The sequence below is a fragment of the Pseudomonas sp. TH15 genome (genome assembly GCF_016651105.1).
Lineage (GTDB): Bacteria > Pseudomonadota > Gammaproteobacteria > Pseudomonadales > Pseudomonadaceae > Aquipseudomonas.
In genome coordinates this window covers 17376-31887 of record NZ_JAEKEL010000002.1, presented here as the reverse complement: position 1 = coordinate 31887, position 14512 = coordinate 17376, and the positions used below count along the sequence as shown (strand labels likewise).

At 60.8% G+C, this 14512-nt stretch carries 15 protein-coding genes; 6 read left to right on the top strand and 9 right to left on the bottom strand.

Annotated elements, in window-relative coordinates:
* The first annotated feature begins 145 nt into the window (after positions 1-145).
* Positions 146-961, top strand: coding sequence for an alpha/beta fold hydrolase (locus JFT87_RS23915; RefSeq protein WP_201205413.1), 816 nt, complete (start codon positions 146-148; stop codon positions 959-961).
* Between the two features lie 162 nt (positions 962-1123).
* Here JFT87_RS23915 and dsbG read toward each other — a convergent pair whose 3' ends face one another.
* The 4 genes from dsbG to JFT87_RS23895 all read right to left on the bottom strand — a co-directional run bounded on the left by dsbG (position 1124) and on the right by JFT87_RS23895 (position 5304).
* Positions 1124-1894 (bottom strand): thiol:disulfide interchange protein DsbG, encoded by a 771-nt coding sequence (gene dsbG, locus JFT87_RS23910; RefSeq protein ID WP_201205412.1) that lies wholly within the window; start codon positions 1892-1894, stop codon positions 1124-1126.
* Positions 1870-2736: a TlpA disulfide reductase family protein gene (locus JFT87_RS23905; protein ID WP_201205411.1), complete on the bottom strand. Its 867-nt coding sequence runs from the start codon at positions 2734-2736 to the stop codon at positions 1870-1872. Before JFT87_RS23905 ends, dsbG begins: the two co-directional genes overlap by 25 nt.
* Entirely contained in the window at positions 2736-4472 is a 1737-nt protein-coding gene (dsbD, locus tag JFT87_RS23900) for a protein-disulfide reductase DsbD (RefSeq protein WP_201205410.1), read from the bottom strand. The genes JFT87_RS23905 and dsbD overlap by 1 nt, the downstream gene beginning before the upstream one ends.
* Positions 4473-4596: 124 nt before the next feature.
* Positions 4597-5304, bottom strand: a complete 708-nt coding sequence (locus tag JFT87_RS23895) for a hypothetical protein (protein ID WP_201205409.1) — start codon at positions 5302-5304, stop codon at positions 4597-4599.
* 270 nt (positions 5305-5574) lie between these two features.
* On the opposite strand from JFT87_RS23895, the gene JFT87_RS23890 reads away from it, so the two are divergent.
* The 5 genes from JFT87_RS23890 to JFT87_RS23870 all read left to right on the top strand — a co-directional run bounded on the left by JFT87_RS23890 (position 5575) and on the right by JFT87_RS23870 (position 10136).
* Entirely contained in the window at positions 5575-6255 is a 681-nt protein-coding gene (locus tag JFT87_RS23890; protein ID WP_201205408.1) for a response regulator, read from the top strand.
* Positions 6252-7577, top strand: a complete 1326-nt coding sequence (locus tag JFT87_RS23885; protein ID WP_201205407.1) for an ATP-binding protein — start codon at positions 6252-6254, stop codon at positions 7575-7577. The genes JFT87_RS23890 and JFT87_RS23885 overlap by 4 nt, the downstream gene beginning before the upstream one ends.
* Positions 7578-7784: 207 nt before the next feature.
* Positions 7785-8270: a GNAT family N-acetyltransferase gene (locus tag JFT87_RS23880; protein ID WP_201205406.1), complete on the top strand. Its 486-nt coding sequence runs from the start codon at positions 7785-7787 to the stop codon at positions 8268-8270.
* A gap of 143 nt (positions 8271-8413) precedes the next feature.
* The gene (locus JFT87_RS23875) at positions 8414-9826 is read left to right on the top strand and encodes an aspartate aminotransferase family protein (RefSeq protein WP_201205405.1); all 1413 of its coding nucleotides are present in this window, start codon (positions 8414-8416) and stop codon (positions 9824-9826) included.
* A gap of 82 nt (positions 9827-9908) precedes the next feature.
* Entirely contained in the window at positions 9909-10136 is a 228-nt protein-coding gene (locus JFT87_RS23870; protein WP_201191179.1) for an MbtH family protein, read from the top strand.
* A gap of 187 nt (positions 10137-10323) precedes the next feature.
* On the opposite strand, the gene JFT87_RS23865 is transcribed toward JFT87_RS23870, so the two are convergent.
* The 5 genes from JFT87_RS23865 to JFT87_RS23845 all read right to left on the bottom strand — a co-directional run bounded on the left by JFT87_RS23865 (position 10324) and on the right by JFT87_RS23845 (position 14511).
* Positions 10324-11229 (bottom strand): metal ABC transporter substrate-binding protein, encoded by a 906-nt coding sequence (locus JFT87_RS23865; protein ID WP_201205404.1) that lies wholly within the window; start codon positions 11227-11229, stop codon positions 10324-10326.
* Complete coding sequence (locus tag JFT87_RS23860; RefSeq protein WP_201205395.1) at positions 11230-12129, bottom strand: metal ABC transporter permease; 900 nt, start codon at positions 12127-12129, stop codon at positions 11230-11232.
* A complete protein-coding gene (locus JFT87_RS23855) occupies positions 12129-12887 on the bottom strand; it encodes a metal ABC transporter ATP-binding protein (RefSeq protein ID WP_201206731.1) in 759 nt (252 codons plus the stop codon). Before JFT87_RS23855 ends, JFT87_RS23860 begins: the two co-directional genes overlap by 1 nt.
* An 86-nt stretch (positions 12888-12973) precedes the next feature.
* Positions 12974-13900, bottom strand: a complete 927-nt coding sequence (locus tag JFT87_RS23850) for a metal ABC transporter substrate-binding protein (protein ID WP_201205393.1) — start codon at positions 13898-13900, stop codon at positions 12974-12976.
* A 35-nt stretch (positions 13901-13935) separates the two neighbouring features.
* Complete coding sequence (locus JFT87_RS23845; protein ID WP_201205391.1) at positions 13936-14511, bottom strand: DUF6162 family protein; 576 nt, start codon at positions 14509-14511, stop codon at positions 13936-13938.
* Between the last annotated feature and the right edge of the window lies 1 nt (position 14512).

The following is a 14512-nucleotide window of genomic DNA, read 5'->3' as shown; positions in this document are numbered from 1 at the left end:
CGAGCAAGCCCGCTCCCACAGGGGAACGCATTCCAATGTGGGAGCGGGCTTGCTCGCGAAAGGGCCGGCAAAAGCACCATAAGGTTGACTGTAGATCGCCAGCGGCACAGTCTGCCCATGCCATTTTTTGGAGAGGAGACATTCGATGCCCTTCGCAACAATAGACGGACAACCCCTTCACTACACAGATCAAGGCTCTGGCCCGGCAGTCCTGCTGGCTGGCAGCTACCTGTGGGACCAGGCCATGTGGGCGCCGCAGATTGCCGCGCTGTCGCAGCAGTATCGGGTGATTGCCCTGGACCTCTGGGGCCACGGTGAGTCCGGACGGCTGCCCGAAGGCACAACGTCACTGGATGACATTGCACGTCAGGCATTGGCGCTGCTCGATCATCTGGACATCGATCGCGTCACCCTGGTCGGGTTGTCGGTCGGTGGCATGTGGGGCGTGCGTTTGGCGCTGTCGGCACCGCAGCGGCTCAATGGCCTGGTGCTGATGGACACTTACGTCGGCGTCGAACCCGAGCCGACTCGCCAATACTATTTTTCGCTGTTCAAACAGATTGAAGACACCGGCGTGATCTCGCCGCAACTACTGGACATCGTGGTGCCGATCTTCTTCCGTCCGGGCATTGATCCGCAGTCGGCGCTGTATCAGCAATTCCGCGCATCGCTGGCGGCGTTGCCCGCTGAACGTCTGCGCGAGGGCATCGTGCCGATGGGGCGGATTACGTTTGGTCGGGATGATCTGTTGCCGCGACTGGCTGAGTTGAATGCTGAAACCACGTTGGTGATGTGTGGTGATCAGGACAAGCCACGGCCGCCATCCGAGGCCCGAGAGATGGCTGAGCTGATTGGTTGCCCGTGTGCGTTGGTGCCGGAGGCGGGGCATATCTCCAATCTGGAGAATCCGGGGTTTGTGACGGAGGTGTTGTTTAGCTTCCTCAGTGAGCGCAACCGTTAGGCCGCGTTATCGTTCTTCGCGGGCAAGCCTTGCTCCTACAGGATTTTGTGACCGCTTCGGTCACCGTAGGAGCAAGCCTGTAGTGGTTCAGTTTTTTAAACCATTCCGTAGGAGCAAGGCTTGCCCGCGAAGAGGCCAGATCAGGCAATAAAGCTTTGTGCGTTATTTAGGTCCGAGAATCGACAACAACTTGTCCGGCGACGGCGCGCCTTGTTGTTGCTGCAACTCGCCCTTGTCATCCATGTAGAAAATCGCCGGGGTCGCTGACAACTCCAGGTCCTCCATCAATTTCATGTTCGCCGCGAGTTTCGCCTGAATCGCCGGTGGCACCTCTTTCAAGGCCTTGAGCGAACTGGCCTTGCCGGATTTCTCGTGTTCCTCCAGGGCTTTGCTTGGGTCCTTGGCGGCCAACAGCGCGGCGGATTTGCCCGGGCTGTCTTCGCGGATAATCCCGACCATGATGTGCCGCAATTGCACCTTGCCAGCCTTGACCCACGGCCGCGCCTGTTCCCAGAACATATTGCAGTAAGGGCAGTTCGGATCGCTGAACAGGTACACGACGCGCGGTGCGTCCTTGTTGCCGTCGCCGATCCAGTTGCTCGCTTCCATCTTGCCCCAGACTTCCTTGGCCATCGGCGCGTAGACCAGCTTCTGCAGCGGCGCGCTGCTCAGGTCATTGCCGTCAGCGTCGTACAGGTTACCGAGCAGCACGTGCTTGCCATCCGGGGTCAGGTACAGCGCCATGCCGCGGTTCTGGTATTGCGCCGCGTAACCACGCAAACCGTCCGGTGCATCGAACTGGCCGACAATTTTCGCGCCTTTGGCTTCGATCTTTTTGATCGCATCGGGCAGTTCTTCAGCAGCCTGTACCGACGGCAGGTGTAGCAGGGCAGCGCCCAGGGTCAGCGTCAGCAGGTGGCGGAGGCGAGGCATGGTAATTTCCTTGCAGAGGTAGCCGGTGCGGCAGGATTAGGGGTGTCGAAGTTTTCCAGGGCTCGGGCCAGGCTTGCTTGCGACAATTCGCCCAGATGGCTGCCCAGCAGGCGACCGTCGTGGCTATAAAACAGCGTAGTCGGCAAGGCCATGGAGCCGACGGCCTGACCCAGTCGGCCGCTGCCATCGAACAGCACATTGGACAGGCTCAGGCCCTGGGTTTCCAGGAAAGTGCTGACGCTTTGCATGCTTTCGGCCTGGTTGACGAACAGGAAGGTCAGGTCCGGGCGCTGTTGCTGGGCGTTTTCCAGCACCGGCATTTCCCGGCGGCACGGCGGACACCAAGTGGCCCAGAGGTTGATGACCAGCGGGCCACCCTGATAGTCGGCCAGTTGCACGGTTTCGCCGGCGGCATTGCGCAAGGTGATTTCCGGCAGGCGCGTGCCTTGTTCGTAAAGACTCAAGGAGAAGGTCGCCAGCAACCAGAACAGCAGGCCGCTGCCGACACCGAAACCCAGTGGCCGGCGCAAACCCGGTCGGCGCCAACCGCGATACAACGCGGCGAGCACCAGCACGATCACGCCCGGCCAAGCGAGAAAGCCGCCATCGCGCAGGTCGATGATCTGCCACGGATCGTTGCGGTACTGCGCCCAGTAGGCGACCACGAAACTGATCCGCGCCCCCAGCATGCCCAGCAAAAACAGGCCGAACAGCACCGACTCGGGGTTATCGCCGCCGCGCTTGGCCACTCGCCAGCCGACAAAGGTGGCCAGCGCCAGGGCACTGATCAGCAGCAGGTGATTAAGCGCGATGGCAAAGGTGCCGAGGGTAAAGGTCAGCATTAACGGGCATCTCGGGTGGTGGTCCAGCGTTGCAGGAAGGTGTCGGCATCGACCTCGCCGGTGATGCGCTGGCTGCGGCGCTCGACGCCGTCGGCACCAATCCACAGCAGGCTAGGCGGCCCCGGCACTTTATAACGGCCGAGCAGTTCGCGGCTGGCGGCATTGTCGGCGGTGACGTCCAGCCGTAGCAAGCGTACATCGCTCAGGGCTTCAAGCACCTGAGGTTTGGCGAAGACCTGTTTTTCCATGACTTTGCACGACACGCACCAGTCGGCGTAATAATCCAGCAACACCCATTGGCCCTGCGCCTGCGCGGCATCCAACTCCCGTTGCAGTGACGCAGGGTCCTTGATCGTGGTGAACGCATCATGGCCGACCGGGCTGGCGGTATTGCTGGAACTGGAACCGGCATAAACCTGCAACGGCTTGAACAGATCATCGCTGCCGCCCGCTGCACCGATCATCAACAGGCTGCCCCATATACCCAGCAGCAGCGAACTGGCGCCGAACACATGGGCGACGCGACTAAAGCCTTCCGCCTGTTTCCAGGCGCTGTAGGCGGCGATCAACAGCAAGGCGCCGCACAGTCCGACCCACAGCGACTCGTCCAGCACCGGGCGCAGCATCAGCAGCGCGGTGGCGAGGAAGAGGAAACCGAACACGCCTTTGAGCAGGTTCATCCAGGCGCCGGGCTTGGGCAGGAAGCGGTTGCCGACGGTCACCAGCAACAACAGCGGCACACCGATGCCGATGCCCATGGCGAACAGAATCAGCCCGCCGTGCAATGCGTTGCCGCTCTGGGCGATGTAGAGCAGGGCACCGGCCAGTGGCGCGGTCATGCACGGACCGACCAACAGACCGGACAAGGCCCCCAGCACACCGGCCCCGATCAGGCTGCCGCCGCGTTGATTGCGCGAGACGTTTTCCAGCCGATCGCGCACGGCCACCGGCAGTTGCAGCTCAAAGAAGCCGAACATCGGCAGTGCCAACAACACAAATACCGCAGCGAAACTGCCCAGCAACCAGGGATTTTGCAGCAGTGCCTGAAGGTTGGCCCCCAGCAGAGACGCCAAAACGCCCATCGCCGCATACACCAGCGCCATGCAGACCACATAACTGCCGGCCAGCGCGAAACCGCGTTTGGGCGTTGCGCCGCTGCCAACGATCAAACCGCCCAGAATCGGTAGCATCGGCAAGGTGCAGGGGGTGAAGGCCAGCAGCAGACCCAGGCCGAAGAACACCAGCAAACTCCAGCCCAGCGCCCGCTGTTGCAGGTTGCTGGCAAGGGCTTGATCCGGTGCTTCGGTGCTGGCGGCGACGGCGGCTTTGCCACCCAGATCAATCACCCTTGTTTGCGGCGGATAGCACAGACCGGCATCGGCACAGCCCTGATAGCTGACCTTGATCTGCCCGCTGGCCGAAGCCGGGATTTTCACTTCCAGGCCTTGGCGATACACCGGTTGTTCGCCGAAAAACTCATCGCTGTGCGATTCGCCTTGGGGCAATGCCGGCTGTTGTTCTGCCGTCAGTCCATCGAATTTCAGGCGTTTCTGATACAGGTAGTAGCCGTCGGTGATCTGCCAGAACAACTGGGTTTCACCGGATTCCAGGCGCTCGGAGGTGAGCACGAACGCCTTGTCGACCGGGAGAAATTCCGGTTTCGTCTCAAACGGGTTGTTCCCGGCCTGGGCCAGACTCGAAATCAGCAAAGCAAATAATAGAAAAAAACGACGCATGGAGGAGCCTTGTCCCTGTGCAAGTGTGGCGAACAATGGGGGCTAGAGATTAACCGATGATTAACCTCGTCCGGAAACCCACTGTCCCGCCAGGCGCTTCATTTGTCCGGCGCCGTCGCGTAGCTCAGTCGCGCAACAGGCCTGGCCAACTGACGTCATCGACGTCGATCGGTCCTGCGAGGAGCCTGAATGTCATCAGGTTGTATCTTAGGTACTGGTTGCCCGTCAGAAAAATGTAGTAGTAACTGTCGGCCAGTGACCGGTCGTTCTGAACGGCAGTAATGATCCTGTGTTTATACGGTTCCAGTCCGGGCCAAGTGTCGTCAGTGATTTCGTTATGGAACAGTTTATGTTTGGCGGAAGTTAAATCCAGAGAGAGATACGAACCATCGTTAAGTAAAAATTCGAAGCCATAATGTTGTAATGCGGTTTGTCGCCAAGTGCCAGCGACGATGCGCTCAAAGTAGGGCTCAAGCATCCACCATGGCGATTTCAACAGGGGCATGAAACTGTTAGCTCTGTCGGCGTCCTGATCGTATTTGCAGACCATGGGTTGCTCGCCGTCATGATAGAAAAACCACGAGATATCGGAGTCAATCCCCAGGTACTCTACGCTTTTAAAGCCAGTGGTGGTAAATCCGAAGCGCAAATCCTTTACATAGGGATGAAAGCCATGCCAGTTGCTGGCATTGGCGGTAGTGGGATGTCCATCAATAACGCGGTTGTCCGCAATGTCGAAGCGGGAATAAGTATTGGTGTCTTTAAAGAAAAAGTAGATTTTGTCTTTTCCTGCGCGCCAGTCGACAGCGACGAAGTTTTTTAGTTGGGGCATGATTATGTCCTGATTGGAAGTTGTTAGTAGGGGGGTTGCTGTTGTTGACAATAATCTAATAATCGTTAAAAGGACCGTGGCCTGTTATACGGCTTGTTTCTATCTCGGATTATCAAGCGCGTGTTTAAAGAGTTGGCTGATGAAAAAGTGCAATTGAACAGGGGGTGCGGAACCCTATTTGCTGCTGCGCTTCTCGCCAGCGATAGCGCTTGCCATAATTGCCACTTAATCTTTCTCTGTTCGAATCGCCTTTTTGCTCATGGAGCACTCATGCACGTACTGGTATGCGAAGACGATGAGCTGATCGCCAGCGGCATTGTCGCCGGCCTCACCGCCCAAGGCCTGACCGTGGAGCACGTCGCCACTGCGTCTGCTGCACGGGCGATGCTCAAGGTCGCTGAATTCGACGTCATGGTGCTTGACCTCGGCCTGCCGGACGAAGACGGGCTCAAGCTACTTCAACAGCTGCGCAATAGCGGTCTGGAGATTCCGGTGCTGATCCTCACTGCCCGGGATTCGGTCACTGACCGCGTCGACGGCCTGCAAGCCGGCGCTGACGATTACCTGCTCAAACCCTTCGACCTGCGTGAACTCGCCGCGCGCCTGCACACGCTGTTGCGGCGGGTGGCCGGGCGCAGCGTCAACCTGATCGAACACGGCGCGCTGACATACGATCCAAGCAGCCGCGAAACCATGCTCGGCGGCCAGCCGGTTGACCTGTCGCGCCGCGAGCAATCGCTGTTGCAAGCCCTGTTGCACAACCGTGGCCGAGTGCTGTCCACCGAGCAATTGAAGGACAGCGTCTACGGCTTCAACGATGAACTGGAAAGTAATGCCCTCAATGTCCATATCCATCACCTGCGGCGTAAACTCGGCAATGGCATCGTCGAGACGGTGCGCGGCCTGGGCTATCGCCTGGGGCCGGCGGATGGCGGAGATCAATCGAAGTGATGAGCCTGCGTTTGCGCCTGAGCCTGACCCTCGGCGCCGCGTTTGCGCTGATCTGGGCGCTGGCGGCGGCCTGGATGCTCAGCGACCTGCGAAACCAGATGATGTTTTCCCTCGACCAGCGGCTGGTGGCGTCGGCGCGGATGGTCGCCGGGTTGATGGAGCAACTGCCGGCGCTGCCGACCAAGGGCGAAGGCACTCATTTCAGTGCTGAGCAATTGAATGTCCCCGGTGGCATGGCCTGTCAGGTCAGTTCATTGCGCGGCGAAATACTCGCGCGCAGTCACAACCATCCCGAACAGGCACTGGAAGCCGAGAAAATGGGCTTCCACGATCAGATGATTGATGGCGCGCCGTGGCGCAGTTTTACCCTGGCGCGCGGTGATCTGCGGATCACCACGGCGGATCGGCAGATCGAGCGCGAGGCGCTGAACATGTCGATCCTGCTGGCCGCGTCGGTGCCAGTCGGCGTAGCGTTGCTCGGTTGTCTGTGCCTGCTCTGGCTGGGCATCGGCCAGGGGTTGGCGCCGCTCAATCGCATGCGCGATGCTTTGATGCGCCGCAGTGCCGATTCCCTTGAACCGTTGCTGATCCAGCCGCTGCCCAGTGAGCTGCAACCGTTGCTGGATACCCAGAACCAGCTGTTCCAGCGTATCGGCAGGACCATCGAGCGTGAACGACGCCTGACCGGGGATGCGGCCCACGAGTTGCGCAGCCCGCTCACCGCGATCAAGACCCACCTGCAAGTGGCGCGCATGACCGACGGCGCAGCCCGGGATCAATCCCTGGCTCGGGCCGAGGAGGGCGCCGACCGTCTGCACCGCACCCTTGAACAATTGCTGTTGCTGGCGCGGGTCGAGGGCAGTCTGTCGTTCGATGACGGCGTTCAGTGCAGCGCCGAGCAAGTGGCAAAACTGGCGATTCAGGATGCCGCCAGTGGTGATCGCCAACGCATCAAGTTTCAGGTGCCGACGAAAGTCTCGGCCGCCCCGGTGCAAATGCCCGCGGTGCTGTCGATTGCTGCGTTGCGCAACTTGCTGGACAACGCTTTGCGTCATACGCCGAGCGACGGTGCCGTGGAGTTGAGCCTTGAAACCACCGATAACCGTGTGCGGTTCGTGGTGCGCGACCATGGGCCGGGAATTGCTGAGGCTGATCTTCAGCACCTGACCCAGCGCTTCTGGCGCAATGGCCAGAGCACCGGTTGCGGCCTCGGACTGGCGATTGTTCAGGCGATTGTTCAGCGTTGCGCCTGCACCTTGCGTTTCGACAGTCGCCCGGACGGGTTGCGGGTCGAGCTGACCATGCCGTTGCAACCGGCCTGACCCGTACAACCCCTGTAGGAATAAGGCTTGCCCGCGAAGGCGTCGGCACATTCAACATCGAATTGCGCGCCAGATTGTCCTCGCGGGCAAGCGTTGCTCCTACAGATCGGATTCTCATCAAATGTAACTTCTTGGCGTTCGCTATCCGGGCGAGGCGGGGGTAAGGTCAGCCCCAGCCTTGACTCAATGGATTGAGGGAACAGCGCCATGGAAGCACCCATCTGCATTCGTCCGGCCGTCCTGGCCGACGCCGGCATCATCAGCCGCATCACCGAGCGCTCTATTCGCGTCGGTTGCGCATTCGATCACCGCAACGATCCCCAACGGGTTGACGACTGGCTCGCGCAACTGTCTGCCGAGAACATCAGTGGCTGGCTGGCCGACCCGCATTTTTATGTGAATGTCGCACTGCTGCGGGACAAACCGGTCGGCGTCGGCATGGCCACCACCACCGGGGATATCGCTTTCTGCTACGTGCAACCGGAATGGTTTCGCCGAGGCGCGGGGCGCGCGCTGATGGAAGATCTTCAGGGCTGGCTGCGCATTCGTGGCGTGCTTCACATCAACCTCATCAGTACCCGCACCGGCGAGGCTTTTTATCGCCGTCTGGGCTATCGCGAATCGGCGCAACCCATCACTCACAAAGGCTTGCAGACCCTGGCGATGCGCAAGTCATTCGACTCATCGGCCTGACAACTCGATCAAGGGTCTAAATCCTCAAGCCCCCGATGCGTTTCCAGAACAGGAAAACCTGCAAGTGCGCCCCGTGACCGGAACGCGCACCTGCCCGGTGTGCAGTTTTGGTCACTATCTACAGCGTATTGAGGGGTCGAGAGATGTCAGTCGCTACCAGCCTTATCGAAGATCAGCCGGCCCGGGTTGCCCCGACGCCTGCCGAGACGCTTTACCAGTTCAACGAATCGCCATTACTGGCCCGTCAGAGCCAGCAGGAATCGAATGCCCGCAGCTACCCGCGACGGATTCCCCTGGCGCTCAAACGCGCCAAGGGCATTTATGTCGATGACGTCGAGGGCCGTCGCTTTATCGATTGCCTGGCAGGCGCCGGGACGCTGGCGCTGGGGCATAACCATCCGGTGGTGATCGAAGCGATCCAGCAAGTGCTGACCGATGAGTTGCCGCTGCACACCCTCGACCTGACCACGCCGGTCAAGGATCAATTCGTCCAGGACCTGTTCGGCCTGCTACCGCCGGCCCTGGCCGCTGAAGCAAAAATCCAGTTCTGCGGCCCGACCGGCACCGACGCCGTGGAAGCGGCGCTGAAACTGGTGCGCACCGCCACCGGGCGTAGCACCGTGTTGTCGTTTCAGGGCGGTTACCACGGCATGAGTCAGGGCGCGCTGAGCCTGATGGGCAGCCTGGGGCCGAAAAAGCCCTTGGGCGCGTTGCTCAGCAATGGCGTGCAATTCATGCCGTACCCTTACGACTACCGCTGCCCGTTCGGGCTCGGCGGTGCGCAAGGGGTTCAGGTCAACCTCAACTACCTGGAAAACCTGCTCAACGACCCCGAGGCCGGCGTGCAATTGCCAGCGGCGGTGATCGTTGAAGTGGTGCAGGGTGAGGGCGGGGTGATCCCGGCGGATCTCGACTGGCTGCGCGGCTTGCGGCGCATCACCGAGCAGGCGGGCGTGGCGCTGATCGTCGATGAAATCCAGAGCGGTTTTGCCCGCACCGGCAAGATGTTTGCCTTTGAACATGCCGGGATCATTCCGGACGTGGTGGTGCTGTCCAAGGCCATCGGCGGCAGTCTGCCGTTGGCGGTGGTGGTTTATCGCGACTGGCTCGACACTTGGTTGCCGGGCGCTCACGCCGGGACCTTCCGTGGTAATCAGATGGCCATGGCCGCGGGTTCGGCGGTGATGCGTTATCTGGTTGAAAACAACGTGTGCGCGCACGCTGCGGCCATTGGCGAACGCTTGAGCGAACACCTGCGCATCCTGCAGCGGGACTTCCCGCAACTGGGCGATATTCGCGGTCGCGGCTTGATGCTTGGCGTCGAGCTGGTCGACCCGACGGGCACACCGGACGTGCAAGGTCATCCACCGGCGTTCGGTCGCCTGGCACCGCTGGTTCAGCGTGAATGCCTCAAACGCGGCTTGATCCTCGAACTGGGCGGCCGGCATGGCGCGGTGGTGCGCTTCCTGCCGCCACTGGTGATCACTGCTGCGGAAATCGACCAGGTCGCGGAGATTTTTGGCCGGGCGTTGACGGCAGCAATTGCCAGCCTCTAAATTTTTCAGCGACTCGAACGTTCCTTCTACATACCGGCTGTACACGCAGTGCAGCCCACCCCTATAGCGATGGAGACATAGCATGACGTCAGTATTCGACCGCGAGGACATCCTCTTTCAGGTCGTGGTCAACCACGAAGAGCAATACTCGATCTGGCCCGACTACAAAGCCGTACCCCAAGGCTGGCGCACCGTGGGCAAGAGCGGCCTGAAAAAGGAATGCCTGGCCTACATCGAAGAAACCTGGACCGACATGCGTCCACTGAGCTTGCGGCAGAAGATGGAAGAACAGGCGGCTGTGGCTCAGTAAGTCACGGTGTAATAAAAAGCCCGTTGAACCGATAAGGTCAACGGGCTTTTTATTGGCCTGGAATTTGTGTTGCCTGTCAGGACGTCTTCGCGAGCAAGCCCGCTCCCACATTGGAATTTCGTCGTGCCGTAGATCCAATGTGGGAGCGAGGCTGCCCGCGAAGAACGATAACGCGGTCCAACTGACGTTACGCCCCGCTCAACCCCTTGATCACCAAATCCACATTCCCCTCCAATTCGACCACCGGATCTTGCGCATCGGTACTCAACACCACCAACCGACTCCCTGCCTCGCTAATCACCGCTTTCAACGCCTGCGAAGGCTGACGATGATGCAACACCACCGCCACATCATAGGCCTTGAGTGTCGCGCCCAATTGCTTCAGCGCTTCAGGCGTCCACTCGGCATCCGGCCGCGTATCAAGGCCGACCAGTTCCAGGTTGAGCCCGCCGATCAGGTAGCCAAAGTGATCGCTCAGGCTCATCACCGTGAGGTTGTCAGCGCTGGCCAGCCGCGCTTCGCTATCGGCGCTGAGCTTGAGCAGACGTTGCTTGAGTGCCGCCAGGTTCGCTTCGATCTTCGGCTTGGCCTCAGGCGCCAGGCGCACCAGGTCCGCGGCCATCACGTCCGCCATGCGCCCCATGTTGTTGCTCGCCAGCCATGGCTGACTGTTCAAGCCGTCGACCTTGTTGCCCGGCTGCACGGCGATACCGGGCAGGGCGCCGTCTACTGGGCGGGCGGCGTCGATTTCAATGATGCGGATATTGCTGCGGCGGGAATTCGGGTACAGCGGATCGTCCGGCCACAGTGAGCGCACGCCAATGACTGCGTCGGCATCGGTCGCTAGCTTGCTCAGTTCTGGCGCGCCACGGCCGGTGAAATACGCGGTCTGGCGACTGCCCGGCAAGTTCGCCGGCGCTGCACGTTCGAGCTTGATGTCGGTGCCTTTGAGCAGCACCTCGCCCAGGCCGTAGGTAATTGGCAACGAGGCCAGCACCCGCAGCGGTTTGCTGCTGTCGGCGGCAATCAAGGGTGTGCTGACCACGCCGCATAGGGCTATGGCCAGGGTTAATTGACGCAGAGAAAATGACATTTATCCGAGATTCCCTTTCAGACTTGGGACGACGCCGCGCGCAATGGCGGACAGGGCGAAAGCAATACCGGCGACCAGAATGATCGCGGCGCCGGACGGGATCGGCAGGTCGAAGACTATCGGCGCCAGGATGCCGCACAGCGTGCTGACCGTGGCGATCAGCACCGAGCACCAGAAGAACCCCTTCAGCGACTGACTGAGCAACCGCGCGGCCGCCGCCGGAATCACCAGCAAAGCACCGACCAGAATCGCGCCGATGACTTTCACCGCGGCGACGGTGATCAGCGTCACCAGAATCACGAACAGATAATCCAGGGTCTTCACCGCCACGCCGCGCACCGCCGCCAGTTGCGGGTTGAAGCTGGCGAGCATGATGCGGTTGTACAGCGGCAGGGCGAGGGCCATGACCAGCGAACCGACAATCGCCAACACCAACAGGTCGTTACCGTTGACCGTCAGCACCGAACCGAACAGCACGTTTTCGAGGATATGCACATTGATCTTGCCCGCCAGAATCAACAGCAGGCTGGCGCCCAGCGCCAACGACACCGAGAGGAACACCCCGATCAGCGTATCCGGGGCCAGACCAGTGCGGTTTCGCAGGTAATTAAGCAGGATGCCGAACAGCAAACAGTAACCAAACAAGCTGCCATACGGCCCGGTGTAGGGTTCGCCAAGCAGAATCCCGATGGCCACGCCGGTCAGCGCCGCGTGGCCCACCGCTTCGGAGAAAAACGCAAAGCGCTTAACCACTACCAGCGTGCCTAACCCGCCCAGTACCGGGCCGATCAACAGGCCGGCGATCAGCGCGTTAACCACAAATCCATAAGCCAGCGCTTCCGGCAGATAACCCGAAGAGGCCCAGCCCTGGACCATCAAACGAAAGGCTTCATAACTCATCAGGCAGCGCTCCGTGGATGGGTCGAGAACAGGGTCAGCAGACGCTCCGGTGTCAGTGCCTGTTTCGGCGTCGCGTCAAACAGCACCCGGCGATTCAGCCCGGTAACCCGATCGGCCAAGCGTGCAACCGCTTCCAGGTCATGCTCGATCCACAGCACGGTGATGCCGCTTTGGCGCCAGTCACCCAGCAGTCGTTCGAACACCTGAATCCCGGCTTCATCCAGCGCTGACATCGGTTCGTCGAGCACCAACAAGTTCGGCGCCGGGATCAGGCCTTGGGCGAGCAACACTCGCTGACGTTCACCACCGGACAGCGCGCCCATGCGGCGCTTGCGTTTGTCCTGCATGCCGACCCGTTCCAGCGCTTCGCCAATCTCCGCTGCGTAGTGCTTGCTCAAACCGAGAAACGCCGGACGCCGCTGACACATCGCGGCCATGAAATCGTCGACGGTCATCGGCAAGCCCCGGTCGAACTCCAGCGCTTGCGGGACGTAACCGATGGTGCCGGGATCGCCGGGCCATTGCAGACTCAAGCGACCCTGATGCGGCATCTGCCCGAGCAGGGTTTTGATCAGCGAACTTTTGCCACCGCCGTTCGGGCCGACCAGTGCATGCACGCTGCCGGGCTGAACGGTGAAGGTGACTTGATCGAGGATCGTGGTGCGCCCCAGCGTCAGACTGACCTCCGCGAAATCCAGAGTCGGCCCCGAAACCTGTGGGAGCGGGCTTGCTCGCGAAAGCGGTTCATCATTCAACATTGATGTGGACTGACCCACCGCCTTCGCGAGCAAGCCCGCTCCCACAGGGGATTCGGGGTTGGTCGAACTGATGGTTTCTTTAGCCGTCATGAACCGGACTCCTGAATCGCCCGCACTACCGTGTTGAGGTTGCCGGTCATTTCTTTTTCGTACTTGTCGGCGGTGTATTCGCCGTAGGAAATGTGCGACAGCGGGTACAGCTTGACCCCGGATTCACGCTGAATGGTCTCGACGTAGGTGGACGGGAAATCCATCTCCGAGAAGATCACTTTCACGTCCAGCTCGCGCAGTTGATCGATGGTCTTTTTCAACTGGCTCGGGCTCGGTTCGATGCCGTGGGCCGGCTCGACCACGGCGGTCACTTCCAGGCCGAATTCGCGCAGCAAGTAGTCGTAGGCGGCGTGAACCGTGGCCACCCGCAGTTCGGCGTTCGGTGCCTGGGTCAGTTTGGCCAGGGCGTCGGCGCGCATCTGCCGCAGGCGTTTGCCATAGGCACGGGCGTTTGTGGTGTAGGTCTTGGCATTGTCCGGGTCGAGTTTGCCCAGTTCCCGGGCGATGTTATTGACCTGGGCAATCGAGGCGCTGATCGACAGGAAGGTGTGCGGGTTGACGACCTTGCCGGCGCCGCGCGCGGCGGTTCCGGTGGCGGCCAGCAGCGGCACGTTTTCGTTGGCCTCGATCACCGGAATGTTCGGTTTTTCGCTGGCGGCGATCATGCGGTCGGCGAAGTCATCGTGGCCGACGCCGTTGAGCACGATCACGTCGAGCCCGCCAATGCGCTTGATGTCTTCGGCACGTGGCTCGTAGGCGTGGGGATTGAAACCGGCCGGGATCAGCGGCACCACGTCGGCCTTGTCACCAACGATATTGGCCACGTAGCTGTAATAAGGGTGCAGGGTGATGCCGATGCGCAGGCGCTTGGCCTGATCGGCGCTGGCCAGTGGTGTCAGCAGCAGGGCAAACAGCCCGACAAGCAACCAGCGCAGTAATGAACATTGAGATGAACTAGGCATGGGCAAGCGGTCTTCTCTCGGGTGAAGGCGAGGGGTTAGTCCCGGTGCTGGCGGGTTACGCCGGCATCGAATTGCGCGACGATCTGCTGCCAGCCGGCGGCGGACAGGGCGGCATCGGTCAGTTCGGTCGGCGCCTGGAGACTGGCATCGCGGTTGAGCCAGATGTTCGGCGCAGCCTGGTCATCGGCACTCAGCAGCATCACGAACGAGCCGGCAACGGTGGTTGTCTGGCTAAGGCCGAAATAGGCGCTGTCGGCCAGCAATTGCCAGGCATGACCACCACGGCTGACCGAACTCGCGTCCTGGGCAAACGGGGCAAAACCTTCGTCCGCGAGGTTCTGAGGCGTCGGCAGGGTGTGTTGCTCTTCGCGCAACAGGCGGATTTCGTCGAGGGTCACGCGCAGGTCGGCATAGATGCCTTGTTCGGCGGCGCTGAGGTCGCGGCGCGCATCGAGTTGGTTGCCGGCGACCGGTTCCGGCTCATGGGAAACCCCGCGCCAGGCGACCACGGAGCCGGCAATCGCCAGAATCAGCAGGCACAACAGCAGCACATTGAGGGTTTCATGGCCGGCACCGGCCGGGCGGACGACGTGTGTGGTGGGCGTACTCATG

What these genes read in the sequence shown, in the direction of transcription:
- JFT87_RS23915 (WP_201205413.1), top strand. Translation starts at nt 146, where the DNA reads ATGCCCTTCGCAACAATAGACGGACAACCCCTTCACTACACAGATCAA.
- dsbG (WP_201205412.1), bottom strand. Translation starts at nt 1,894, where the DNA reads ATGCCTCGCCTCCGCCACCTGCTGACGCTGACCCTGGGCGCTGCCCTG.
- JFT87_RS23905 (WP_201205411.1), bottom strand. Translation starts at nt 2,736, where the DNA reads ATGCTGACCTTTACCCTCGGCACCTTTGCCATCGCGCTTAATCACCTG.
- dsbD (WP_201205410.1), bottom strand. Translation starts at nt 4,472, where the DNA reads ATGCGTCGTTTTTTTCTATTATTTGCTTTGCTGATTTCGAGTCTGGCC.
- JFT87_RS23895 (WP_201205409.1), bottom strand. Translation starts at nt 5,304, where the DNA reads ATGCCCCAACTAAAAAACTTCGTCGCTGTCGACTGGCGCGCAGGAAAA.
- JFT87_RS23890 (WP_201205408.1), top strand. Translation starts at nt 5,575, where the DNA reads ATGCACGTACTGGTATGCGAAGACGATGAGCTGATCGCCAGCGGCATT.
- JFT87_RS23880 (WP_201205406.1), top strand. Translation starts at nt 7,785, where the DNA reads ATGGAAGCACCCATCTGCATTCGTCCGGCCGTCCTGGCCGACGCCGGC.
- JFT87_RS23875 (WP_201205405.1), top strand. Translation starts at nt 8,414, where the DNA reads ATGTCAGTCGCTACCAGCCTTATCGAAGATCAGCCGGCCCGGGTTGCC.
- JFT87_RS23870 (WP_201191179.1), top strand. Translation starts at nt 9,909, where the DNA reads ATGACGTCAGTATTCGACCGCGAGGACATCCTCTTTCAGGTCGTGGTC.
- JFT87_RS23865 (WP_201205404.1), bottom strand. Translation starts at nt 11,229, where the DNA reads ATGTCATTTTCTCTGCGTCAATTAACCCTGGCCATAGCCCTATGCGGC.
- JFT87_RS23860 (WP_201205395.1), bottom strand. Translation starts at nt 12,129, where the DNA reads ATGAGTTATGAAGCCTTTCGTTTGATGGTCCAGGGCTGGGCCTCTTCG.
- JFT87_RS23855 (WP_201206731.1), bottom strand. Translation starts at nt 12,887, where the DNA reads ATGTTGAATGATGAACCGCTTTCGCGAGCAAGCCCGCTCCCACAGGTT.
- JFT87_RS23850 (WP_201205393.1), bottom strand. Translation starts at nt 13,900, where the DNA reads ATGCCTAGTTCATCTCAATGTTCATTACTGCGCTGGTTGCTTGTCGGG.
- JFT87_RS23845 (WP_201205391.1), bottom strand. Translation starts at nt 14,511, where the DNA reads ATGAGTACGCCCACCACACACGTCGTCCGCCCGGCCGGTGCCGGCCAT.